This window comes from Bradyrhizobium sp. ORS 285, assembly GCF_900176205.1.
Lineage (GTDB): Bacteria > Pseudomonadota > Alphaproteobacteria > Rhizobiales > Xanthobacteraceae > Bradyrhizobium.
In genome coordinates, this window is sequence record NZ_LT859959.1 from 2,057,588 (window position 1) to 2,080,460 (window position 22,873).

Sequence of the window (22,873 nt, forward strand, 5' to 3'; positions counted from 1 at the left end):
CGACGCCGCCGATCAGCTATCCCTTCGGCCATGCCACCCTGCGTCCGCCAGCGGATGCCAGGAACCCCTGTCCGAAGGAAGCTGTCTCATGCGTATTCGAAACTCCGCCAAGACCTATGGCTCCGTCGCGATCGGCCTGCACTGGATCGTCGCTATTCTGGTGCCTGCGGCCTGGATCTCCGGTCATCTCGGCGACATGCTGCCGCGAGGCTCCCACGATCTGGGCCTGTTCATGCATGCCTCGCTCGGCCTGTCGATGCTCGGCTTCGCGCTGGCGCGCCTCGCCTGGCGCCTTGCCGATCCGCCGCCGGTGCCCGAGGCCACCAGGTTCGGGTCGTGGACCGTTCACGCCGGCGAGATCGTGCATCTGCTGATCTACGGCATCATGTTCGCCATTCCGGTCCTCGGCATCCTCACGCAGTTCGCCCGCGGCTATGCGCTTCCCGTGTTCGGGCTGTTCGAGATCGCCTCGCCCTGGGTCGGCGACCGCGGCTTCGCCCACGACCTGAAGGAGATGCACGAGGCTCTCGCCAACGGCCTGATGATCCTGATCGGCCTGCATGCCGCCGCTGCCCTGCTGCATCATTACTGGCTGCACGACCGGACCTTGAAACGGATGGTGCCGGGACTGCGGTGATGGCGTTGCGAATCCGGCACGATCTGCGCGGTCCCACGAGGACGAGGGATCATGAGGCGGACGTGTCCGGATCGTCCCCCTGCAGCAAAACGACGAGCCAGATGATAGCCCGTACCACGACCATCGCGGCCGCAAACATGCTCAGAAAGAGCAGGGCAACACCGGGCGTGTCCCACTTCGGAAAGCGCTCGAAGATGCCGCTCTCCCGGTAGCGAATGAGCTCATTGATATTCATTGTCAGGATCAGGAGCAGCAGCGTGGTCAGCAGGATCACGACGGGGGCGAAGCGGCGGAATACGTACAGGGCGAAGCTGGGGGGCAGGAGAGGGATGCCGAAGAGAAGGGCCAACCATACGCCCGCGACGACCCCGTGATCGAAATCATGAGTTGTCAGGGCATCCCTGTGGAACGTGAGGATGATGCAAAGCAGGTTGGCGACCGCGCCGAGTGCAGCCGTTGCGACTACCCAACTGCGACGTAGGACCGACCAGAGGGCTCTGCCCGTCATCTCCCATCTCCGCCTTGCAATCTCCGCCTGAATGTTCGCAGCAGCACGCGCCCGTTCGCTTGCTCCGCTGCTGTCTGATCTTCATCCGCGCGCGTGGAAATCGCCATGGCACGTTCGTGCTATTGGCTGACAGGAGGCCATTGGCAGTGGTTTGGCGCGCTTCACGGTCGGCCGGCAGAGCTTCGCGTCGACATGCGCGGCTGACGAGAGGGCGTGCCATCTCGCGTGCAAGTGTCAAGAATGGTGGCACGGTGGATCAACAAGTCCGCTGTCGTCCCGGCGAACGCCGGGACCCATAACCCCAGGGAGCGGTTTGGGGCAGGCGCGTTGGCGCGGATGCAAGGGCAGCAGCGTCTTCTCCGGCGAAGGGCTCTAAAGAACGTTGCGGGGCAAACCACGAAGCGAGAAGACTTCTACTGAATATGTTCGCAGTCGCCGCGTCGGCCCAGTCACGAACAAGCTGTCGGGATCGTTCAAATCTCGAAATGGCGAGTTCATCGAGAACTACGAGATCACGCCCCCAACGTCATCGCAGCATTTGGATACGTGCGAGCGGCGAAATCTCAATAGCCCTGGCTTCTTCTGCTTTGGGCCAGAAGCAGAAGCTTGGTCTCACGCGCAAGGCGACCGCCCCGCAGTCGCTGACGGAAGTCGCGATCACCATCCGGGCCCGCGAGGAAGTCGAGGTGTTGTGATGCTATTCAGATTCACCTTCACCAGAGCCCAAATGCCCGCAACTTGCAATTCATCCGAGTTGCGCCATACGAGAGAATCGTCGAGTTGCGTTGCGCTGAACTCAACGTAGTTGTCGGCATAGGCTCGCAGCACTCTATCTTTGTAGCCGTAACCAACAACGGCAAGGTTGTCCGCTATCCGGATCACTAACAATTGGACTTGGCCGTTGGCGATGTTCCTGACGAGCAACTTGCCAGTCCAATTGTTCAGTTCCCTTGGTAGTTCATTCAGCACCGGTCCGTGAAAAGTACGATTGTTGATGCGAGCTGCGCTCCACAGTCGCTGGAAATTGGCTTGATCGGATGGAACAGGAAGCGGTTGGTTCTCAGGCGCGGCTTCGCGAGCGTCCGGCGGAGCCGACAACCCTTGATCCGCGTGCTCGGCTTCACGGCCACATGCAGCCAAGGGCGCGCATAGCAGGGCTCCGACTAAAGCCCTCCGCGACATTGGGGCTAAGGGACATCTGATTGAAGGATTCTGCTGCTTCATAGGACGAACCGAGTTAAAGGTCGCGGACATCCTCTGTTGGAGGCCCGCGACTCTTGGCCATCGAGCACCGTTAGGTTGTAGAAAGATCTGCGGCAAAGGATAAGGCGCAGAATGCTCAATTTTGAATGAAGGCTCGTACGACTTCCGCTTCGGGTCACAAGCGGACCTCTAGCAGTCAAGCAAGGCTGGTCGGCTTCATACAGGAGGCAGACCTCAGCGGAGGCCCTGAGGCCGTCGGCGGGCTTATCCAGCGGAGCAAGAGATGGTCACCTGACGGTGGGGATCCCGAACCCGCCGCACCGGCAGATCAAGCCTGCACGCACATGGCCGCGCCGGCAGGCCCTTTCGGATCGGTTAGCCTCGTGCCAAGATGGGCCATGATGCGCACGCTCCTCGTCATGGCTTCGATCACCGTGTTCGCGACCGCTCCAGCCGCGGCTCAACAGTTCGATGGCAACGATCCTGTGTGCCTGCAGATATGGGAGTGGGGCGGCTCCACCACGATCTCGTGCCAGTACAGGTCTTGGGAAGCGTGCAAGATGGCGGCTGCAAGCCTGTCTGCCATGTGCCTGCTGAACCCTTACGGGCAACGCCCGCCGGAGCAACGGTCGTCTGAGCGGCACCGTAAGTTGCCTGGCCGATAGACGCCGTACTGGCGCCCTCCCGTTCCCGTCAGAGCTCTTGCATCGCCTTGACGATGCGGATGAGACCGGCATCGATGCTCGCGACCTGCCTCTGCAGGTTCTCGATGGATGATTGCGAGTCGAGAACTGCAGCGACGGTCCCACAGCCTACGCAATGCAAGACCGAAACGCCGCGCTGCTCTCCGAGTGGCACGATATGGCCTCGCTGAAACGTGTGCCCTTCGCATTTTGCGCATGTCGGACTTGCCATGTCGATACTCCCGAATGTCCACTTCCAAGACGCCGTTGCGCACCCCGACGCGCGCCGACGGCCGTACGTAGCACACGAACCCCCGGTGCTCACTTAGGATCACTGCCGTAGGGTGGGCAAAGAAGTGCACGCGGCACCGCCGCGTCGCATCGTGACCGCGCGTTTCGGGCGGTGTTGATGGTGGGCACGCGCCGCCTTCGGCGACGCTTTGCCCACCCTACGGCAGGGCGACCAGCCGTTCGCGCCGCATTCGCCAATAAATAATTATGTTGCTATTTTTCGGAAATCGTGGTTCACTGTCGCCATCCCGTGCTCCTCGAGAGGGGCGCTTCGCGATCGTCACGAAACGTTGGGCGCGGGATGCGGTGGCTGCAGGCCTGTCGCAGCGTGGGGAGACCCGCGCGGACGAACGGCAGGCTTGCGGACGCAAAATCGCGTGGTCCTGGCGCCCCGATGCTGGCGTCAAGTCCGGGGGCGATGATCCCCGGGCGACAGTGGCTAAAAGCCGGACACTGGGGAGAGCGCGACATAAGCGTGAAAACCATCGCGCGGGGAATGCCGGGATGCCTCGGCTGAACCTGTGGTGACTGCCGCCTGCTTTCTTTTCTGCAGGCGGGCCATGGGTTGCGGCCAGCGCCCGGCATTCCCTGCGCCCTCTGCTCGATCTCTGTTCGATCGGGGGCAACATCGCCAACATCACTCGGGCGGATGCCGCCGCGAGATCGACCTTGCATACCCTCAAGAGGCGGACATCTCTCTGCAATGGCCCGTCGGCATTGTCGCAGTGCGGTTTCCCGCGGGAACCAAATTCCGGAGCCGCGGTTGAACTCATGCAGGAGGAGCCACATGCGCCGCCCCAAAATCCAGCCGATCCGTAACAAGCTCGATCTCACCGACAAGGTCCAGGTTCGCATCGTCACGCGCCGGCTGCGCGTCACCCAGGCCGAACTGGCGGAGATCGTCGGCCGTATCGGCAACTCCATCGCCTCCATTTCGAAGGAGGTTCATCTCCAGCGGACCAAGGCGTCGGTGCCGGCCGATGTGCCGCCCGCCGACGTCATTGCTTCCGTGGCCGCAACGGAGACCGTTGCGGCTGAGGCCATTGCAACATCCGAAACGCACTAGACCACTCAACCGGGCAGGGGGCAGCCATGGATCAACTCACTGACAGGGCGGACGCCCTGACGCAGGCCGCTTTCAGTTTGCGCAAGGCCAAGATCAGCGAAGGTCGGCCGTTCCCGCTCGGCGCGACCTGGGACGGCCTCGGCGTCAACTTTGCGATCTTTTCGGCTCACGCGACCAAGGTCGAACTGTGTTTGTTCGACGAGACCGGCGAGACCGAGTTAGAGCGCATCGAGCTGCCGGAATACACCGACGAGGTCTGGCACGGTTATCTGCCGACCGCGCGTCCCGGCACCGTCTATGGCTATCGGGTGCACGGGCCGTATGAGCCCGACGCCGGTCACCGCTTCAATCCGAACAAGCTCGTGATCGACCCCTATGCCAAGCAGCTCGTAGGCCAACTGCGCTGGGGGCCCGAGCTGTTCGGCTATCAGCTCGACCATGCCGACAAGGATCTCTCCTTCGACGATCGAGACAGCGCGCCGTTGATGCTGAAGTGCCGGGTGATCGATCCTGCCTTCACCTGGGGCACCGCGCGCAAGCCGGAAATCCCGTGGGAGCGGACGATCTTCTACGAGATGCACGTCAAGGGCTTTACCAAGCTGCATCCGCTGGTGCCGGAGGCCGATCGCGGCACCTTCGCCGGCCTCGCGCATCACGACATTCCCGCGTATCTGCGCTCGCTCGGCATCACCTCGGCCGAGCTGCTTCCGATCCATGCCTTCATCGACGACAGTTATCTGGTCGACAAAGGCCTGCGCAACTACTGGGGCTATAACTCCATCGCCTTCTTCGCGCCCGAGCCGCGCTATCTGAAGACGCCGCTCGCGACCGAATTCAAGACCATGGTCAACCAGTTCCACGCCAACGGCATCGAGGTCATCCTCGACGTGGTCTATAACCACACCGCCGAAGGCAACGAGCTCGGCCCGACGCTGTCGTTCAAGGGCATCGACAATGCCAGCTACTACCGGCTGCTGCCGGACCAGAAGCGCTACTACATCAACGACACCGGCACCGGCAACACGGTGAACCTGTCGCATCAGCGTGTCCTCCAGCTCGTCGCGGACTCGTTGCGATATTGGGCGACCGAGATGCGCGTCGACGGCTTCCGCTTCGACCTCGCCACGATCCTGGCGCGCGAGCCCTATGGCTTCGACGAGGGCGGCGGCTTTCTCGATGCCTGCCGCCAGGACCCGGTGCTGTCGGGCGTCAAGCTCATCGCCGAGCCCTGGGACATCGGCCCGGGCGGCTATCAGGTCGGCCAGTTTCCGCCGGGCTGGGCGGAGTGGAACGACAAGTTCCGCGACACCACGCGCGCGTTCTGGAAGGGCGATGCCGGCACCATCGCCGATTTCGCCAAGCGCATCTCCGGCTCCGGCGACCTGTTCAACAAGCGCGGCCGCCGTCCGTGGGCGAGCGTCAATTTCATCACCGCGCATGACGGCTTCAACCTCAACGATCTCGTCTCCTACAACGACAAGCACAATGAGGCGAACGGCGAGGACAATCGCGACGGCCACAGCAACAACCATTCCTGGAATTGCGGCGTCGAGGGGCCGACCGACGATGCCGAGATCACGGCCTTGCGCGAACGCCAGAAGCGCAACATGCTGGCGACGATGCTGCTGTCGCACGGCACGCCGATGCTGCTCGCCGGCGACGAGTTCGGGCACACCCAGCACGGCAACAACAACGCCTATGCCCAGGACAACGAGATCAGCTGGCTCGACTGGATGGGCATCACCTCGCCAGGGCGGCAGCTGCGCGAGTTCACGCGCAAGCTGATCGCGGTGCGCAAGGCGTTTCCGATCCTGTACCGGTCGCGCTTCCTGGTCGGCTCGCTCAACGAGGAACTCGACGTCAAGGATGTGACCTGGCTCGATCCGTCCGGCGAGGAGATGGCCACGGAGCAGTGGACCGACGGCCATGCGCGCTGCTTCGGCATGCTGCTCGACGGCCGTGCCCAGGAGACCGGGGTCAAGCGGCGCGGCTCGGATGCGACGCTTCTCTTGATCTACAATGCGCATTTCGACGTGGTGAACTTCACCTTGCCCTCGGTGCCCGAGGGGCACAACTGGCTGGCGCTGATCGACACCAACCAGCCGGATGCCCAGGTGCAGTCGCTGCCGTTCGGCCATGTCTACGAGGTCACCGGACGATCGATGGTGGCGCTCGGCCTGTCCTCGCAGCAGCAGCCGATGCGCGGCCTGCGCCACGGCCTCGGGGCGCTGCTGGATATCGCGGAGACGCCGCTGGGGTAGGGGTTTTGGGGGATTGTTGTTAGACGCGTGGGAGCAGGTTCGCCTGCGGCCGTCCTTCGAGACGCGCGCCCATGGGCGCGCTCCTCAGGACGAGGGCGGTTTTTGTTGCACGAGTGGCATGAGGCCAGCTGAGTTCGAGCTTGGCCACTCCACCTCGAAAGTTGCTGACCCTCAGGGTGAGGAGCGCGCCGCTTGGCGCGCGTCTCGAACCATGAGGCCGAGCTGTTGCGGCATCGTCAGCTCGCGGCAAACGGCCGTGCCTCACGCCCCCCGCGCGTACTTCGCCAGCCGCCGCTCCAGAACAACGAGCATCGCCTCGCGCGCAGGATCGCGCGAGCCGCGCAGCCACGCCGCGGCCAACGGGAGCCGTCCCGCGGTGCTGCCGCGCTTCAGCCGGAGCGGCACGAAGCGCACCCCGGACACCGCGAGACGCGACGTCCACCGCGGCACGATGGCGATGCCGAGCCGTGCGGCGACCAGATGCACGATGGTCTGCTTCTCGTCGGCGATCTGCGCCACCTCGGGCGTCAGCCCGGCCTGCGCGAACAGCTTCATCGTGAGATCGTGGCTGTGCGGCCGCGACCGGCGGTCCGGCACGATCAGCGGCTGGTCGGCGATGTCGGCCAGCGACACCGACGCACGCGCGGCCAGCCGGTGCCGCTGCGGCAATGCCACCACGGCGCTCTCGCTGAGCAGCGTGCGGAATTCGAGTCGGGAGTCGCTCCGCTCCGGTGGCCTGACGAAGGCGATGTCGAGCGCGCCCGAGAGCAGCTTCGGCAACAGCCGGATGGTCTTCTCCTCCATGAGCTGCACGGCGATCTCGGGAAACGCCTCCCGGAAGTCATGCAGCAGTTGCGGCAGCAGGCCCGCAGCCGCGCTATCGACGGCGCCCACACGGAGCTTTTGCGCCCGCCCGCCGCGCGCCCGGCGGCGAAACGACGTCTCCACCGCCTCGACTTTCGCCAGGATGCTACGCGCGTCGCGCAGCAGCGCGCTCCCGTGCTCAGTCAGGGACACCGCGCGGGTCGTCCGCATGAACATCCGGGTCGCGAGGTTGTCCTCCAACAGCTTGATCTGGCGTCCCAGCGCCGAGGGCTGCATTTGCAGCCGCTGCGCCGCCTTGCCGAAATGCAGCTCCTCGGCGGCGGCGACGAAGCAGCGAAGCTGGTGCAATTCCATCAGACACGATCCCCGGTCGGCGATTATATCATTTTTTTGTATAATGTCCGGGACATTGATGCCAGCCCCTCAAGCCGCCTACCGTCCTCGGACAATGAAAAGACGCGTGGTGGGAGGTGACGATGGCCGGGGACTTGGAAGCGCGCGTGCTGCGCAAGATCACGATCCGCATCGTCCCCTTCATCATGCTGCTCTACTTCGTAGCCTTTATCGATCGCGTGAATGTCGGCTTCGCGGCGTTGACCATGAACAAGGATATCGGCCTGTCGGCCTCGGCCTATGGCTTCGGCGCCGGCATCTTCTTCTGGGGCTATTTCCTGTTCGAGGTTCCCTCCAACCTCGCGCTCGAGAAGTTCGGCGCGCGGATCTGGATCGCGCGGGTGATGATCACCTGGGGACTTGTGTCGGGCGCGATAGCCTTCGTCCAGGGTCCGATGAGCTTCTACGTGCTGCGTTTCCTGCTCGGTGCGGCGGAAGCAGGGTTCTTTCCAGGCATCATTCTCTATCTGTCCTACTGGTTCCCCGCGCGGCAGCGCGCCGCCGTGACCGCTCTGTTCATGGCGGCCGCGCCGCTGTCGACCGTCCTGGGATCGCCGGTGTCGGGCGCGCTGCTGGAGATGGACGGCATTTTTGGCTTCAAGGGTTGGCAGTGGCTGTTCCTGATCGAGGCAATCCCGGCGGTGCTGCTCGGCTTCGTCGTGCTCGGCTACATGACCGACCGCCCGGAGCAGGCCCGCTGGCTCCCCGACGACGAGCGCGACTGGCTGGTGCGGACCATGAACACGGAGCGCGCGAGCAAGGCGTCCACCGCCAGCCACGGTGTCTGGCGCGGCCTCACCGACATCCGCGTACTGGCGCTCGCGCTGGTCTATTTCGGCACATCCGCCGGCCTCTACACGCTCGGCGTCTGGGCGCCCCAGATCATCAAGCAGTTCGGCCTGTCGTCGCTCGCCGTCGGCTTCCTGAATGCGGTTCCGCCAACGATCGCGGTCGTCGTCATGATCCTCTGGGCGCGGCATTCCGACCGGACAGCCGAGCGGACCTGGCACGTCGTGCTGGCTTGCGTGCTTGCGGCCGTTGGCCTTTGGTTGGCGGGGGTGTCGACAGGCGTCGCCGCAGTGCTCGCCGCGCTCACGCTCGTCAATGTCGGCATCTCCTCCTCGAAGCCGCCGCTGTGGAGCATGCCGACCATGTTCCTGTCCGGTTCGGCCGCCGCGGCTGGGATCGCCACCATCAACTCGATCGGCAATCTTGGCGGCTTCGTTGGCCCGGCCATGATCGGCTGGATCAAGGACCAGACCGGCAGCTTCGAAGGCGGCCTCTATTTCGTCGCCGGCCTGCTGGTGGTCTCGGCGCTGCTGACCTTGTTGCTCGCGCGATCACAACATGCGAAGGCCGCAGCGGCCACGCAGTCCTGACCCCTCACACGGAGCTCTTTTCATGCGCACCCATTCCATCGCCGCCATCCCCGCCGACGGCATCGGTCCCGAGGTCATCTCCGCCGGGGTCCAAGTCCTGGAGGCGCTGGCCAAGCGAGCCGGTGACATCAGCTTCAACGTCAAGACCTTCGACTGGGGCTCGGACTACTACAAGAAGCACGGCGTGATGATGCCGGCCGACGGTCTCGCTGAACTGAAAAAGTTCGATGCGATCTATTTCGGCGCGGTCGGCGCGCCTGACGTACCCGACCACATCACGCTATGGGGCCTGCGGCTGCCGATCTGCCAAGGCTTCGATCAATACGCCAATGTGCGCCCGACCAAGATCCTCCCCGGAGTGGCCTCGCCGCTGCGCAATGTCGGCGTCGGCGATCTCGACTGGGTGATCGTGCGCGAGAACTCCGAAGGCGAATATGCCGGGATGGGCGGCCGTGCCCATCGCGGCCTGCCCGAGGAGGTCGGCACCGAAGTCGCCGTCTTCACCCGCGTCGGCGTCACCCGCATCATGCGCTACGCCTTCAAACTCGCGCAGTCGCGGCCGCGCAAGTTCTTGACCGTCGTCACCAAGTCGAACGCGCAGCGCCATGGCATGGTGATGTGGGACGAGATCGCCGCCGAGGTCTCCAGCGAATTCCCCGACGTGACCTGGGACAAGATGCTGGTCGATGCGATGACGGTGCGCATGACCCTGCAGCCGAAGAGCCTCGACACCATCGTCGCGACCAACCTGCACGCCGACATCCTGTCCGATCTCGCCGGCGCGCTCGCCGGCAGCCTCGGCGTCGCGCCGACCGGCAACATCGATCCGGAGCGGCGCTTCCCGTCGATGTTCGAGCCGATCCACGGCTCGGCGTTCGACATCACCGGGAAGGGCATCGCCAATCCCGTCGCGACGTTCTGGACGGGCGCGCAGATGCTCGAGCATCTCGGCGAGACCGACGCGGCCATCAGGCTGATGGCGGCGGTGGAGAAGGTGTGTGCAGCCGGCATTCTCACGCCGGATGTGGGCGGCAAGGCGACCACCAAGGAGGTGACGGACGCCGTCATCGACGCGATCCATGGCTCGAATGTCTGACGCGTGCCTTTGCCCCGTACAATCTCGGCGTGTTCGGGGTTGCGCTTGCAATGGGCGCCGTGGGCGGTATATCAGCCGCTTCCGCTGCGTCCACGCATGCTCCAGGGCATGCGCGTCATAGAGATGCGATAAGAGGGTTGGGGAGAAAGGACACATCATGCGTCGTCACCGTCGAGCCAAGATCGTCGCGACCGTCGGCCCCGCCAGCAATTCACCTGACATGCTGAAGGGGTTGTTCCTCGCTGGTGTCGATACGTTCCGTCTTAATTTCAGCCACGGCACGCAGGCCGATCACGCCAAAGTCCACGCCGCGATCCGCGCGCTCGAGAAAGAGGTGCAGCGGCCGATCGGCATTCTGATGGATCTGCAGGGCCCGAAAATTCGTGTCGGCACCCTGCGCGACAAGAAGATCCAGGTCGAAGCCGGCGAAACGATCCGATTTGTGTTGAATGGGACCGAAGGCGATAAGACGTCGATTCCGTTGCCGCATCCGGAGATCTTTGCGGCGGTCGCGCCCGGTCACGATCTTCTGATCGACGACGGCCGCGTGCGCGTGCGTGTCATCGGTCTTGGCGACGACTGGATCGAGGCCAAGGTGATCGTCAGCGGCGCGATCTCCAATCACAAGGGCGTCAATCTGCCGGGCACGATTCTGGAGCTGTCGCCGCTGACGGCGAAGGATCGCTCCGATCTCGCGTTCGGCCTCGAGCTCGGCGTCGACTGGGTGGCGCTGTCTTTCGTGCAGAAACCGTCCGACGTGCTGGAGGCGAGGGGTCTGATCAACGGCCGCGCCGGCATCATGTCCAAGATCGAGAAGCCGGCCGCGCTCGATCGCATCGACGACATCATCCAGCTGTCGGATGCGATCATGGTGGCGCGCGGCGATCTCGGTGTAGAAATCCCGAATGAGGACGTGCCGGGCAAGCAGAAGGAGCTGGTGCGCGCCTGCCGGCTCGCGGTGAAGCCGGTGATCGTGGCGACGCAGATGCTGGACTCGATGGTGGCGACGCCGACGCCGACGCGCGCCGAGGTCTCCGACGTCGCGACCGCGATCTATGACGGCGCCGACGCGGTGATGCTGTCGGCGGAATCGGCCAGCGGGCAATATCCGCGTGAGGCAGTCGCGATGATGGACAGCATCATCAAGGCGACCGAGAAGCACAAGATGTACGGCTCGATCATCCAGGCGACGCAGCCCGACGAAGAGCAGACACCGCCGCATGCGGTCGCCACCGCGGCAGCCGACCTCGCCTCCGCGATTCACGCCAAGGCGATCGTGGCCTACACGTCGAGCGGCACCTCGGCGTCGCGCGTCGCGCGCAAGCGACCGAGCCTGCCGATCCTCGCGATCACGCCGAACGAGGACACCTCGCGGCGGATGTGCCTGTTGTGGGGCGCGCACAGCGTGCTGTCGCAGGACGTGCAGAGCTACGAGGAGATGGTCGAGCGCGCGACGTTCTTTGCCGTGCAGGAGGAATTCGCCGACAAGGGTGATCTGCTCGTCGTCGTCGCCGGCATTCCGTTCGCGCAGGCCGGCACCACCAACAATCTGCGCGTCGTCACCGTGCCCAGATAGGAGGCAGCCGAATTCCCTGTGCGCGCCGCCCGCTTGTCGCCTGATTGTCGCACCCCGCTGGTATCGCGGGGCAGTGATGAAGACATCGTGAGTCGTCATGCGAACGGTGTCAGTCGCGATCCGGCAGGATGGGTTCTGCCGGTGCGGCGTTCGTCATCGCCGTGTCATCAGGGACTGTTAGGTGGGCGCGCATGGGACTCGAGACTGCCGGTGAAGAAAGCCCGACCAAGCGCTTTCGCACGTTGTTCATCTCCGACGTTCATCTCGGAGCCCGCGGCTCGCAGGCCAATCTCCTGGTCGATTTCCTGCGCCACCACGATGCCGATACGATCTATCTGGTCGGCGACATCATCGACGGCTGGGCGCTGAAATCGAGCTGGCACTGGCCGCAGTCGCACAACGATCTCGTGCAGAAGATGCTGCGCAAGGCGCGCAAGGGCGCCAAGATCGTCTACGTGCCCGGCAATCACGACGAGTTCCTGCGCGGCTATTACGGCACGCATTTCGGCGGCATCGACGTCGTCGAGAACATCGTCCACACCGGCACCGACGGAAAGCGCTATCTCATCATTCACGGCGACATCTTCGATCTCGTCGTCCAGAACGCCCGCTGGCTCGCCCATCTCGGCGACAAGGCGTATGACTTCGCGATCCAGATGAATCGCTTGGTCAACTTCTTCCGCCGCATGTTCGGCGTGCCCTATTGGTCGCTGTCACAATGGGCCAAGCAGAAGGTCAAGAACGCGGTGAACTACATCGGCGCGTTCGAGACGGCGCTTGCCGCCGAGGCGCGGCGGCATGGCGCCGACGGCGTGATCTGCGGCCACATCCATTGCGCCGTGATCCGTGACCAGGATGGCATCCGCTACATGAATTGCGGCGACTGGGTCGAGAGCTGCACGGCGCTGGTCGAGCACGAGGACGGCCGGTTCGAGATCCTGACCTGGACCGATCCGCAGCGGCAGCCGGCCCCGGTTCCGCAGCTGGCCGCTCGCGCGGCCTGACATCGGCTCCCTTGCGCCTCGGCGAGCGGGCGCGGTAAAATTGGAGCATGACAGCTCATGCTCCGATCCTCCCCGTAACCGCCGCCGACATTGATGCGGCGGCGCGCGTGCTCGCGCCCGTCGCGGTGCGGACCCCGCTGCTGCCGGCTCCCGTGCTCAGCGATCAGTTCAAGGCGAACGTGTTCGTGAAGCCGGAGGTGCTGCAGCGGACCGGCTCCTTCAAGTTCCGCGGCGCCTACAACAAGCTGGCGTCGATCCCGGAAGCGGATCGCGCCAAGGGCGTCGTCGCCTTCTCTTCGGGCAATCACGCGCAGGGCGTCGCCCATGCCGCGACGCTGCTCGGCATGCACGCGACGATCGTGATGCCGTTGGATGCGCCAGTCGCCAAGCGCGAGCGCACCAAGGCGTTCGGCGCGGACGTCGTGCTGTATGATCGCGACCGCGAGGACCGCGAGGCGATCGCCCGCGACATCGCCAGCAAGCGCGGCTCGACGGTGGTGCCGCCTTATGATGATCCCTACGTGATCGCCGGGCAGGGCACCGTCGGTCGCGAGATCGCTGAGGACCTGTCCGCACTTGGCCTCTCGCCCGATACCGTGATCGTGCCGGCCTCCGGCGGTGGCCTGCTCGCGGGCGTGTCGACAGCGGTCAAGGCGCGTTTTCCGAGTACGCAGATGGTGGTGGCGGAGCCCAGGGGCTTCGACGACCACGCGCGCTCGCTGCGCGCCGGCCAGCGCGAGGCGCACGAGGCCAAGGGGCGCACCATCTGCGATGCGCTGATGGCGGCGATTCCCGGTGAGATCACCTTCGCCATCAACAGCCGGCTGCTGTCGGCTGCGGTCGAGGCTTCGGATGAGGAGGTCGGCCGCGCCGTCGGTTTTGCCTTCCGGGAGCTGAAGCTCGTCGTCGAGCCCGGCGGCTCGGTCGGACTCGCGGCCCTGCTGGCCGGCCGGCTCGATGTCGCGGGCAAGACGGTGGTGATCGTACTCTCCGGCGGCAATGTCGATGCCGATCTGTTTGCCAAGCTGATCGCCTGACATTCAGGCCTTAGCGAAAGCCGATGCCGCTCTTTGCAAATCCGCCGCCGCCCATCCGCGGTCCGGACTGCGCGACCTGCGGCGTCCCAGGGCGCATCATGGGCCGGCCCTGCATCGGCCCCGGGCCACGCGCCGTCGACGGATGCTGGCCATTGACGTTCGGCTTGAACGGCCCGGAATTGCCGGGGAACGGCCGTCGCGCTTCGCGGGTCTCGAATGGGCGGCCGGGATTGCGCTTCAGCGGATCGCGCTGGATCTTCGCAGCCGGAGGCGGGGTCACCGGCGGTACGATCTGGTCGCGCATCTTGTTCTGCGCGACTGGCCGGGTGTCCACGACCTTGTTGGGGCCTCCGTTGTTGAGGCCCGCATCCTTGGTGACGACGGTCGGCGGCAGCGGCTGACGCGGCGGCAGGGTGTTGGCCGGCAGCTTCGGCAGCGGGCCGGGCTGGCCCTGGATCTGAGCGCCGGGATTGAACGGACGTGCGATCGGGGCCATTTGCTGCGGCATCATCAGCCGGCTCGGCTGCAGCACCGGGATCGGCCGCGGCTGGACCTGCAGCCGCAGCGCGACCGGCGCATAGGGGCTGTCGCCATAGGAGTCGCGGAAGCTCTGATAGGCCGCCGGCGAGTTCGCCAGCACTGTCTGATGCCACGCCGCCGCCTGCACCAAACCGGCGAGCAGCGCGCGGATGCGGTCGGCCAGCGGATCGCGCGGGTACATCTCGACGAACTCGCGATAATATTGCGGGCGATTCTCCGACAGCACGTAATCATAGGCCTGCCGCACGGAGCGGCTGGGCAGGTCGGCGGCCATCTGGACCACCGGCGCTTTCTCTGGCGGGCGTGCGGCAGCAACCAGGGAATCGCCGAAGAAGGTGAAGTCGTTGGTGAGCGATGAGCTTTCCCACGGCGTCTGCCGTCCGTCGGTCGATTGGTTGACCTGAAGACGAATGCGCTTGAACAGCTGCTCGATCGGCAGGTTCGGTTGTCGTGCGAGGTTGAGAAAGGCTTGAGCATAAGGGCTGTGCTCGCCGCGTCCGTCGAGCGCCTCCTCGCCGGGCGAGGTCGAATAGCCGACGATGGATCCGTTCGGAGCATCGACGATGGCCAATCCGCGGCCGGCATCGTTGATGGCCGGGAACGGATTGTTGCGGCAGGCATCGAGCACGACGATCCGCATCCGGCTCGGAATGGCATCGAGCGTGGCCATGAGGTCGACGAGGCGGATCGTGCCGCTCGTGAGATCGGAGGGAGCAGAGATGCGTGCATCGATCGGGATGAGGTAGTTCTCGCCCGCGAGCTGAACGCCGTGGCCTGCATAGTACACCATCGCCACGGCGTTCGGCCCATGCGCCGAGACGCGGCTCGAAAAATCCTGCACGACCTTGAGCATCTCGTTCTGCGTGAGGTCGGTTGCCGTGATCACCTCGAAGCCGGCGGAGTTCAGCAGTTTCGCCACGGCATGGGCGTCGTTGTCCGGGTTCTCCAGCACAGGCGCATTCTGGTAGCTCGAATTGCCGATCACGAGCGCGACGCGCGGCTCTGGCCCCTGAAGCGTGGCGGCAGGCGCGTTCTTCATCGTGGAAGCCGACGGCGCAGCCAGCGCGCGCGGTGGCGTCTGCAGATTGTCGACGTCGCTGCTGGCAGCCCTGCTGGGGCCGGCGCCGACCGCAGCCATGACGGCCAGGATCGCCGAGGTGAGCAGGACCTTCCAGGTGGATCTGTCGGCGCGGAATAGCGGAACGGACACGGGCGTTCTCCTCGAGCATGCGCAAAGCGAATGGCTTGAGGAACACGCTTAGGCGCATCATCCGCGGATGTACGTGATGCGCGTCACCTCGGGAGCAGGCCCGCGGAGTAGAGGACGTGCGTGGTCCGGCAGGACGTCCGTCAGGAGAAGAACGCGATCTTCTCGGGCTGGGTCATGCGCCGGATCGGCGACAGCGGATCGTTGGCTGGTGCCTGCGGACGCTGCAGGAGGCCGTTCGAGAGCAGGGTCGATCCTAAGGACGGCTCGTAGGTCGGCCTCGGCATCGCAGAAGCAGTCGGGGCCGGAGCCGCGGCGGCGATCGCATGAAGCTGCTGACTGGGTGCGGCTTCGACTCGCACAGGCGGCGCTGGGGGCGGAGCAGCCACGGCTGCCGCGATGGCCGCCAGGGTCTCGACCGTGATCGCTTCCGAAAGCGGTGCGGCAGGCGGTGGTGCGCTGGGCGTTGGAGCCGGCGCCATCGGGGGAGCTTCCACGGGCGGAGCGATCGGAGCTGCAATCGTCTCCGCGGCCGGTGCCTCGGCCGTCGTCAGCGCGAGCTCAGGTTCAGCAGGCTCCGGTTGAGCAGGCTCAGGCGCGGCTGGCTCCGGTTCGCGGAAGCTGGCGACGATGTCGTCATCGACTGACGTGGGCTCCTCGATGTCGAAACCGAGCGTCCGGGCCCGGCTGAACTCCTCGTCCTCGATCGGATCGGGCGCGCCCATCTCGGCCGCAACCAGCTCCAGGATGGCTTCGTCCTGGGCCTGCGCCGCTGCCGCATCGTCCAGCTCGGTCGTGGCCTGCTGCTCGATCTCAACCAGCGCCTCGGCGATAGAAGGCTCCGCGAGCATTGCGGGCGGCGCCACGGAGACGGCGGCCACAGCAGCGGCTGCGGCGCTTGCGTCTTCCGTGGAAGCTTCGACAGTGACGCTTGCCACGAGCACTGCGGCTTCAGCCGACGAGGCCTCGATCGCCTCGATGGCGGCCACGGCGGCGACGAGCGGGGTGGTGACAGCAGGGACCGCTTGAGTGGCCTCGGCCCGATCCGGCTCCGGTGTCCGGAGTGCCTCTGGTTCCGCTGCCGCCGGGGGCTCCGCCACCGGAGCCGTCGCAACGGTCTCAATCGGCGCAGCCGTCTCGGCGACGGGCGCGACCGCATCGGCTTCAGGCGCGGCGGCGGCCTGCCGCTCGTCCAGCTCCTTGAGCCGCGTCTTGATGATGTCGAACGCCGCCAGCAACGCGATCTTCGGATCAGCGCTGGCCAGCTGCTCGCAGGCGGACTCGATCGAGGTGACCTGGGAATCGATCAGGTCGCAAATTCGGGAGTCGGCCCCGATCTCGCGCCAGCGCCAGGAGATCTCCTTGATGATCCGGGTGCCCTTGCGCACCGGCGCGAGGTTTTGCTCGAGGGCCATCTTGTCGACCGCAGAGGCTGCGGCGAGAGCCGCATCCTCGACCGCAGCGCGGATCGCCGCCAGCGCTTCAGGCAACGCCTGGCTGTCGGCCTGCTCGAGCTCCTGCTGCTGCTGACGCTGCGAGGCCAGCGCATGCTCGATGCGCGCCACCGCGTCGAGCACCATGCTGGTGTCGGCATTGCGGTTGCGCTTGGCGTATTCGCCCAGGAACCAGCGGCCACGCGACGTCTCCATGAAGGCGTCGCGGATCGCCTCGTAATCGGCCTCGTTCGGCTGTGCCGCGCGGGCGGATATCGGCGAGAGGGCGAAGACTTCATCGACCATGGCAAACCCATCGCGCAAATTGCTGCGCGTTGGCATAACGATCACCATGATATTGATCGAATCGCAATTGAATTGATGCCACTGTCCCGACAAATCTCCGCCACATCGCCGGTATTGGCGCGCCAGTTCGCGCGGCGGTTGGGGCTGTTCTATGGCGCGGTGTTCGCGCTGTCGGGGACGCATCTGCCGTTTTTCCCCGTGTGGCTACGGGCCATCGGACTGGACGCCTCCTGGATCGGCGTCATCATCGCGGTTCCTGCCGTCACGCGCTTCACCGTCCTGCCGCTGATCACCGCGCTCGCCGAGCGCCGGCAGGCGTTGCGGGGCGCGTTGCGTCTGACGACGCTCGCAACCGCGTCCGGCTTTGCCGTTCTCGCCGGTCAACATCAGCCCTGGCTCGTCTTTCTGGTCTATGTCGGGCTCTGCAGCCTGTGGACACCCGTGGTGCCGCTGACCGATGCCTACGCATTGCGCGGCGTCATGAGCCATGGCCTGAAGTACGGCCGCCTGCGGCTGTGGGGATCGGCGGCGTTCATCGTCGGCACGTTGCTGTGCGGCGGCTTGGCCGACATCGTCCCGTCGTCCGAGCTGATCTGGATCATCCTTTCGGTGGCGTTGTGCGGGGCGGCGAGCGGCCTGCTGCTCCAGCCGCTGCCGCCTTTGCCGCGCAGCACGGGGCCCGCTCGGGACGGCCGGAGCCTGCTGGGCAGTCCGCGCTTCCTGTGTATCATCGCAGCCTCAGCACTGATCCAGGGCAGCCACGCTGCATACTACACGTTCTCCGCCATCGAGTGGAAAGCGCAGGGTCTCAGCGGGCTCACCATTGCCTGGCTGTGGACGATGGGCGTGCTCGCGGAGATCATCATCTTCGCGCTGTCGCCGCGGTTCACGCTCTCGCCAGTCATCCTGGTCGTGATCGGCGCCATCGCGGCCGTGCTGCGCTGGACCCTGACGGCGCAGGAGCCGCATGCGATGGGTCTTGCGGCGGTCCAGATCAGCCATGGCTTCACCTTCGGACTGACGCTGGTCGGCACGATGGGGCTGCTGGTCCGCGAGGTGCCGGCGTATCTGACGGCGCGCGGGCAGGGCTATTACTCCGCCGCCAGCGGCGTGGTCGGCTCGGCGGCGTCGATCCTGTCGGGGCCGCTCTATGCGGCCTATGGCCCGGGCGTGTACTACGCGATGGCCGCGATGGCCGCAGCCGGCGGCACGCTGATGTGGCTCGGCCGCGCGCGCCTGTCGCTTCAGCCCCACAAGGCGGCGTCGGGCGGATAGACCAGGCTGTCCTCGTAGTACAGCCCGTGCGCGCAGTCCTCGGCCAATAGCAGCGGGCCGTCGAGGTCGACATAGCGGGCCAGCGGCGTCAGCAGCATCGCCGGCGCCATGGACAGCGACGTCCCGACCATGCATCCGACCATGATGTCGAAGCCAAGCGCGCGGGCGGCATCGGCCATCGCGAGCGCCTCGGTCAAGCCGCCGGTCTTGTCGAGCTTGATGTTGACGGCGTCATAGCGTCCGCGCAGGCCATCGAGCGAGTTGCGGTCGTGCACGCTCTCATCGGCGCACACGGGCAGCGGACGGGCCATGTTGCCAAGCGCCTCGTCCTTTCCGGCGGGGAGCGGCTGCTCGACCAGCGTGACGCCAGCCTCAGCGCATGCGGCGAGATTGGCTTCGAGATTGGCCTCGGTCCAGGACTCGTTGGCGTCGACGATGAGTTGCGACTGTGGCGCGGCCGCACGTACGGCTGCGATGCGCGCCGGATCGCCGTCACCGCCGAGCTTGACCTTGAGCAGGGGGCGATGCGCCGCCTTGGCTGCGGCCTTGGCCATGACCTCAGGCGCGGCGAGCGAGATCGTGTAGGCGGTCACGCAGGGCGCAGGCGCCCGCCGTCCGAGCAGGTCCCAGATGCGCCGGCCGCTGCGCTTGGCCTCCAAGTCGAGCAGCGCGCAATCCAGCGCATTGCGCGCTGCGCCCGGCGGCATCGCCGTCTGCAGCGCCTCGCGATCGAGGCCGGAGGCTATCGCGTCGCGCATCGCGAGCAGGGCGTTCAGCGCCCCCTCGGGCGTTTCGCCATAGCGTGGATAAGGCACGCATTCGCCGCGACCAACGATGTCACCTTGTCGCAGCTCCGCGATCACCGTCACCGCTTCGGTCTTGGCGCCGCGGCTGATCGTGAAGCTGCCTGAGATCGGCCAGTGGCCGATCTGGGCGTCCAGTATTGGAAAGCTGGTAGAAGTCATTTGAAAGTCTGGCGATTTGTGAGCTGGAATGAGACGCTGGGGACTTGCGCGATGGGAGCGACTATGGCTGTTGATGGGGGTCTCCGGCAAGGTGGTGGCGACGCGGTGGGATTTTTCTCGTCAAGGAGCGGACAACGTCCGTTCCGAGGATGGTCGTCGTGAAGGGCGGCCCCGATCTGCAGCGTAGCGGTGAGGGCAACGCGCTGTCGCTGCGTGCGACCGGCGCCTGGACCGCGCCGTTTGCGCCGTCGCTCGAGCGGCTGGTGGCCGAGGCCGAGAAGCTCGCCGGCAAGAAGGTCGATGTCTCGATCGATGTGTCGCAGGTCTCCAAGCTCGATACGTTCGGGGCCTGGCTGATCGAGCGGTTGCGCCGCAGCTTCACGATGGGAACCGTTGAGGCCCGGATCGACGGCTTGTCGGCCAACTACGCGAGCCTGGTGGATGAAGTCCGACGCGTCAGCCTCGCGCCTGGCGACGATGCCGCCAACGTGACCATCACCGGCATGCTCGGGCAGATCGGCCGCAGCGTCGCCGGCATCGTCGGTACGGTCGCGGCGCTGATCGACATGCTAGGCGCCGTGATCGTCGCGAGCGGCCGCGTCTTCATTCATCCGCGCAGCTTTCGCCTGACCTCGACCATCCACCATCTCGAGCAGGTGTGCTGGCGCGCGGTGCCGATCGTCGTCCTCATCACCTTCCTGATCGGCTGCATCATCGCCCAGCAGGGCATCTTCCATTTCCGCAGGTTCGGCGCCGACATCTTCGTCGTCGACATGCTCGGCGTGCTGGTGCTGCGTGAGATCGGCGTGCTCCTGGTCGCGATCATGATCGCCGGCCGCTCGGGTAGCGCCTACACCGCCGAGCTCGGCTCGATGAAGATGCGCGAGGAGATCGACGCGCTCAGGACCATGGGCTTCGATCCGATCGAGGTGCTGATCCTGCCGCGCATGCTGGCGCTGGTCATCGCGCTGCCGATCCTCGCCTTCCTCGGCGACATCGCCGCACTTTACGGCGGCGGACTGGTAGCGTGGTTCTATGGCGGCGTCGATCCCGAGGCGTTCCTGCTGCGGCTGCGCGATGCGATCTCGATCGACCATTTCACCGTCGGACTCCTGAAGGCGCCGGTGATGGCCGCCGTGATCGGCATCGTCGCCTGCGTCGAGGGCCTGGCGGTGCAGGGCAGCGCCGAGTCGCTCGGGCGGCACACCACCTCGTCGGTCGTGAAGGGCATCTTCTTCGTGATCGTCATGGACGGCGTGTTCGCGATCTTCTTCGCCGCGGTCGGGATGTGAGCTGAGATGGCGCAGGAGGTGTCCGATCCGATCATCCGCGTGCGCGACGTCACCGTGCAGTTCGGCAAGACGCGCGTGCTCGACGGGCTCGATCTCGACGTCAAGCGTGGCGAGATCCTCGGCTTCGTCGGTCCGTCCGGCGCCGGCAAGTCGGTGCTGACGCGCACCATCATCGGCCTCGTGCCGAAGCTGTCGGGAAACATCGAGGTGTTCGGGGTCGATCTCGATGCCGCCGATCGCGCCGGCCGTCGTGCCGTCGAGCGGCGCTGGGGCGTGCTGTTCCAGCAGGGCGCGTTGTTCTCCTCGCTGACGGTGCGGCAGAACATCCAGTTCCCGGTGCGGGAGTATCTCAAGGTCTCGCAGCGGCTGCTCGACGAGATCATGGTCGCAAAGCTGGTGATGGTCGGATTGCGGCCGGATGTTGCGGATCGTTTCCCGAGCGAATTGTCCGGCGGCATGATCAAGCGCGTCGCCTTGGCGCGGGCGCTGGCGCTCGATCCGGAGCTGGTGTTTCTCGACGAGCCGACCTCGGGGCTCGACCCGATCGGCGCCGGCGATTTCGACGAGCTGGTGCGCACCTTGCAGCGGACTTTGGGGCTGACGGTTTTCATGGTAACCCATGATCTCGACAGCCTGTACACGGCCTGCGACCGCATCGCCGTGCTCGGCAACGGCAAGATCATTGCCGCGGGGTCGATGGCCGACATGCAGGCCTCGGAGCATCCGTGGCTGCGGCAGTATTTTCACGGCAAGCGTGCACGCGCCGTGATGGGGTAGCATCGAGCGCCCCAGAGACGAATATTTGTGAGCGGGAGTGGGGACTTCCGCGACTAAGGTGATGGGGTGGGTGCCGCAGTCCGGCGCCAACCGAGAGCGCACGGAAGCGGCGGCTGGGATCTCTGCCGCGACGTGCCGGTACCGGAGTTGGTAATGGAAACGCGGGCGAATTACGTCCTGATCGGATCGTTCACGCTGGCCGTGCTTGCCGCGGCGGTCGGGTTCGTCCTGTGGTTCCAGAGCCTGCACACGACCAAGCAGCGCAGCCCGCTGCGTGTGGTGTTCGAGGGACCGGCCGCGGGCTTGCGCAACGGCGGAAGCGTCAATTTCAACGGTATCCGCGTCGGCGAGGTCATCTCGGTGAAGCTCGACAATCCGCGCCGCGTGGTGGCGCTGGCGATGGTCGAGAACAACGCGCCGATCCGCAAGGACACGCTCGTGGGCCTCGAGTTCCAGGGCCTCACCGGCGTGGCCGCAATTTCGCTCAAGGGCGGCGAGGAGGCTGCGCCGCCGGCACCGCTCGACGAGGACGGCGTGCCGGTGCTGCGCGCCGAACCGACCCGGCTTCAGGATGTCACCGAGGCGATCCGCGCCACCTTGCAGAACATCAACAAGGTGGTGGCTGACAACCAGGACGCCGTAAAGAGCTCGATCAAGAACCTTGAGGTCTTCACCCAGTCGCTGGCCCGCAACTCCGAGCGGATCGATGGCGTCATGAGCCGCGTCGACGGCATCATGGGCAAGGCGGACACCTTGATGCTCGGCCTCAATACGCTGGCCGGCGGCAAGGACGGCGGCGAGCTGTTCCTGACGGTGAAGTCGATCCGCGAGCTCGCCGAGGACCTGGACAAGCGCTCCGGCGCGCTGATGGCCGACGGACGGCGAACCTTGTCCGACATCAGCCGTGCGGTGAACAATTTCGACCGCAACCCGACCCGCGTCCTGTTCGGCGCCAGCAATTCCAGCCCGAGCAACGCCCAGGCCTCGCAGCCGGCCCCCGCACCGTCCACCAGCGGGCGGCGCTGAGGCGCTGGCGAATAGCGGGCGGGGGAGTAGCGAGTAGGACGTGAGCTTTGCTGCACCGAGCCCGACGGCTGTCGGCTCGGCGCAGTTTTTCCG

General features: G+C 65.6%; 19 protein-coding genes. 13 read left to right on the top strand and 6 right to left on the bottom strand.

Annotated features, from left to right (window positions below):
* Positions 1 to 88 precede the first annotated feature (88 nt).
* A complete protein-coding gene (locus BRAD285_RS09315) occupies positions 89 to 637 on the top strand; it encodes a cytochrome b (RefSeq protein ID WP_006609816.1) in 549 nt (182 codons plus the stop codon).
* 49 nt (positions 638 to 686) lie between these two features.
* Here the strand turns inward: BRAD285_RS09315 and BRAD285_RS09320 are convergent, their stop codons facing one another.
* Both BRAD285_RS09320 and BRAD285_RS35320 read right to left on the bottom strand, forming a co-directional pair.
* Positions 687 to 1,145, bottom strand: a complete 459-nt coding sequence (locus BRAD285_RS09320; protein WP_006609817.1) for a hypothetical protein — start codon at positions 1,143 to 1,145, stop codon at positions 687 to 689.
* A 657-nt stretch (positions 1,146 to 1,802) separates the two neighbouring features.
* Positions 1,803 to 2,243, bottom strand: a complete 441-nt coding sequence (locus tag BRAD285_RS35320) for a hypothetical protein (RefSeq protein WP_139020551.1) — start codon at positions 2,241 to 2,243, stop codon at positions 1,803 to 1,805.
* A gap of 524 nt (positions 2,244 to 2,767) precedes the next feature.
* Between BRAD285_RS35320 and BRAD285_RS09330 the strand changes: the two genes are divergently transcribed.
* From BRAD285_RS09330 to glgX, 3 genes are all read left to right on the top strand, one after another.
* Positions 2,768 to 3,013, top strand: a complete 246-nt coding sequence (locus BRAD285_RS09330) for a DUF3551 domain-containing protein (protein ID WP_244422050.1) — start codon at positions 2,768 to 2,770, stop codon at positions 3,011 to 3,013.
* A 1,096-nt stretch (positions 3,014 to 4,109) separates the two neighbouring features.
* Positions 4,110 to 4,388, top strand: a complete 279-nt coding sequence (locus tag BRAD285_RS09340) for a DUF3606 domain-containing protein (protein WP_006609820.1) — start codon at positions 4,110 to 4,112, stop codon at positions 4,386 to 4,388.
* Between the two features lie 26 nt (positions 4,389 to 4,414).
* Positions 4,415 to 6,649, top strand: a complete 2,235-nt coding sequence (glgX, locus tag BRAD285_RS09345; RefSeq protein WP_006609821.1) for a glycogen debranching protein GlgX — start codon at positions 4,415 to 4,417, stop codon at positions 6,647 to 6,649.
* Positions 6,650 to 6,910: 261 nt separating this feature from the next.
* Here the strand turns inward: glgX and BRAD285_RS09350 are convergent, their stop codons facing one another.
* Positions 6,911 to 7,828, bottom strand: coding sequence for a LysR family transcriptional regulator (locus tag BRAD285_RS09350; protein WP_006609822.1), 918 nt, complete (start codon positions 7,826 to 7,828; stop codon positions 6,911 to 6,913).
* A 122-nt stretch (positions 7,829 to 7,950) separates the two neighbouring features.
* Here BRAD285_RS09350 and BRAD285_RS09355 point away from each other — a divergent pair, with 122 nt between their 5' ends.
* The 5 genes from BRAD285_RS09355 to BRAD285_RS09375 all read left to right on the top strand — a co-directional run bounded on the left by BRAD285_RS09355 (position 7,951) and on the right by BRAD285_RS09375 (position 13,959).
* On the top strand, positions 7,951 to 9,246 hold the full coding sequence (locus BRAD285_RS09355; RefSeq protein WP_035644741.1) for an MFS transporter: 1,296 nt from the start codon (positions 7,951 to 7,953) through the stop codon (positions 9,244 to 9,246).
* Positions 9,247 to 9,268: 22 nt separating this feature from the next.
* Positions 9,269 to 10,342: a tartrate dehydrogenase gene (locus BRAD285_RS09360; protein WP_006609824.1), complete on the top strand. Its 1,074-nt coding sequence runs from the start codon at positions 9,269 to 9,271 to the stop codon at positions 10,340 to 10,342.
* Between the two features lie 157 nt (positions 10,343 to 10,499).
* On the top strand, positions 10,500 to 11,918 hold the full coding sequence (pyk, locus tag BRAD285_RS09365) for a pyruvate kinase (RefSeq protein ID WP_006609825.1): 1,419 nt from the start codon (positions 10,500 to 10,502) through the stop codon (positions 11,916 to 11,918).
* Positions 11,919 to 12,109: 191 nt separating this feature from the next.
* A complete protein-coding gene (locus tag BRAD285_RS09370) occupies positions 12,110 to 12,922 on the top strand; it encodes a UDP-2,3-diacylglucosamine diphosphatase (RefSeq protein ID WP_035644744.1) in 813 nt (270 codons plus the stop codon).
* A gap of 47 nt (positions 12,923 to 12,969) precedes the next feature.
* Positions 12,970 to 13,959, top strand: coding sequence for a threonine/serine dehydratase (locus BRAD285_RS09375; RefSeq protein WP_006609827.1), 990 nt, complete (start codon positions 12,970 to 12,972; stop codon positions 13,957 to 13,959).
* Positions 13,960 to 13,969: 10 nt separating this feature from the next.
* Here BRAD285_RS09375 and BRAD285_RS09380 read toward each other — a convergent pair whose 3' ends face one another.
* Both BRAD285_RS09380 and BRAD285_RS09385 read right to left on the bottom strand, forming a co-directional pair.
* On the bottom strand, positions 13,970 to 15,709 hold the full coding sequence (locus BRAD285_RS09380) for a caspase family protein (protein ID WP_006609828.1): 1,740 nt from the start codon (positions 15,707 to 15,709) through the stop codon (positions 13,970 to 13,972).
* A 140-nt stretch (positions 15,710 to 15,849) separates the two neighbouring features.
* A complete protein-coding gene (locus tag BRAD285_RS09385; RefSeq protein ID WP_050886740.1) occupies positions 15,850 to 17,445 on the bottom strand; it encodes a hypothetical protein in 1,596 nt (531 codons plus the stop codon).
* A gap of 75 nt (positions 17,446 to 17,520) precedes the next feature.
* On the opposite strand from BRAD285_RS09385, the gene BRAD285_RS09390 reads away from it, so the two are divergent.
* Positions 17,521 to 18,720 (top strand): MFS transporter, encoded by a 1,200-nt coding sequence (locus BRAD285_RS09390; RefSeq protein WP_006609830.1) that lies wholly within the window; start codon positions 17,521 to 17,523, stop codon positions 18,718 to 18,720.
* On the opposite strand, the gene dgcA is transcribed toward BRAD285_RS09390, so the two are convergent.
* Positions 18,690 to 19,685: an N-acetyl-D-Glu racemase DgcA gene (gene dgcA / locus BRAD285_RS09395; protein WP_006609831.1), complete on the bottom strand. Its 996-nt coding sequence runs from the start codon at positions 19,683 to 19,685 to the stop codon at positions 18,690 to 18,692. The genes BRAD285_RS09390 and dgcA overlap by 31 nt on opposite strands.
* A gap of 158 nt (positions 19,686 to 19,843) precedes the next feature.
* Here dgcA and BRAD285_RS09400 point away from each other — a divergent pair, with 158 nt between their 5' ends.
* The 3 genes from BRAD285_RS09400 to BRAD285_RS09410 all read left to right on the top strand — a co-directional run bounded on the left by BRAD285_RS09400 (position 19,844) and on the right by BRAD285_RS09410 (position 22,780).
* The gene (locus tag BRAD285_RS09400; protein ID WP_006609832.1) at positions 19,844 to 20,977 is read left to right on the top strand and encodes an ABC transporter permease; all 1,134 of its coding nucleotides are present in this window, start codon (positions 19,844 to 19,846) and stop codon (positions 20,975 to 20,977) included.
* Positions 20,978 to 20,983: 6 nt separating this feature from the next.
* Entirely contained in the window at positions 20,984 to 21,754 is a 771-nt protein-coding gene (locus BRAD285_RS09405) for an ABC transporter ATP-binding protein (RefSeq protein ID WP_006609833.1), read from the top strand.
* 153 nt (positions 21,755 to 21,907) lie between these two features.
* A complete protein-coding gene (locus tag BRAD285_RS09410; RefSeq protein ID WP_006609834.1) occupies positions 21,908 to 22,780 on the top strand; it encodes an MlaD family protein in 873 nt (290 codons plus the stop codon).
* Positions 22,781 to 22,873: the final 93 nt, after the last annotated feature.

What these genes read in the sequence shown, in the direction of transcription:
- BRAD285_RS09350 (WP_006609822.1), bottom strand. Translation starts at nt 7,828, where the DNA reads ATGGAATTGCACCAGCTTCGCTGCTTCGTCGCCGCCGCCGAGGAGCTG.
- pyk (WP_006609825.1), top strand. Translation starts at nt 10,500, where the DNA reads ATGCGTCGTCACCGTCGAGCCAAGATCGTCGCGACCGTCGGCCCCGCC.
- BRAD285_RS09330 (WP_244422050.1), top strand. Translation starts at nt 2,768, where the DNA reads ATGGCTTCGATCACCGTGTTCGCGACCGCTCCAGCCGCGGCTCAACAG.
- BRAD285_RS09340 (WP_006609820.1), top strand. Translation starts at nt 4,110, where the DNA reads ATGCGCCGCCCCAAAATCCAGCCGATCCGTAACAAGCTCGATCTCACC.
- BRAD285_RS09385 (WP_050886740.1), bottom strand. Translation starts at nt 17,445, where the DNA reads ATGGTCGATGAAGTCTTCGCCCTCTCGCCGATATCCGCCCGCGCGGCA.
- BRAD285_RS09315 (WP_006609816.1), top strand. Translation starts at nt 89, where the DNA reads ATGCGTATTCGAAACTCCGCCAAGACCTATGGCTCCGTCGCGATCGGC.
- BRAD285_RS09360 (WP_006609824.1), top strand. Translation starts at nt 9,269, where the DNA reads ATGCGCACCCATTCCATCGCCGCCATCCCCGCCGACGGCATCGGTCCC.
- glgX (WP_006609821.1), top strand. Translation starts at nt 4,415, where the DNA reads ATGGATCAACTCACTGACAGGGCGGACGCCCTGACGCAGGCCGCTTTC.
- BRAD285_RS09355 (WP_035644741.1), top strand. Translation starts at nt 7,951, where the DNA reads ATGGCCGGGGACTTGGAAGCGCGCGTGCTGCGCAAGATCACGATCCGC.
- dgcA (WP_006609831.1), bottom strand. Translation starts at nt 19,685, where the DNA reads ATGACTTCTACCAGCTTTCCAATACTGGACGCCCAGATCGGCCACTGG.
- BRAD285_RS09370 (WP_035644744.1), top strand. Translation starts at nt 12,110, where the DNA reads ATGGGACTCGAGACTGCCGGTGAAGAAAGCCCGACCAAGCGCTTTCGC.
- BRAD285_RS09390 (WP_006609830.1), top strand. Translation starts at nt 17,521, where the DNA reads ATGCCACTGTCCCGACAAATCTCCGCCACATCGCCGGTATTGGCGCGC.
- BRAD285_RS09320 (WP_006609817.1), bottom strand. Translation starts at nt 1,145, where the DNA reads ATGACGGGCAGAGCCCTCTGGTCGGTCCTACGTCGCAGTTGGGTAGTC.
- BRAD285_RS09410 (WP_006609834.1), top strand. Translation starts at nt 21,908, where the DNA reads ATGGAAACGCGGGCGAATTACGTCCTGATCGGATCGTTCACGCTGGCC.
- BRAD285_RS09375 (WP_006609827.1), top strand. Translation starts at nt 12,970, where the DNA reads ATGACAGCTCATGCTCCGATCCTCCCCGTAACCGCCGCCGACATTGAT.
- BRAD285_RS09405 (WP_006609833.1), top strand. Translation starts at nt 20,984, where the DNA reads ATGGCGCAGGAGGTGTCCGATCCGATCATCCGCGTGCGCGACGTCACC.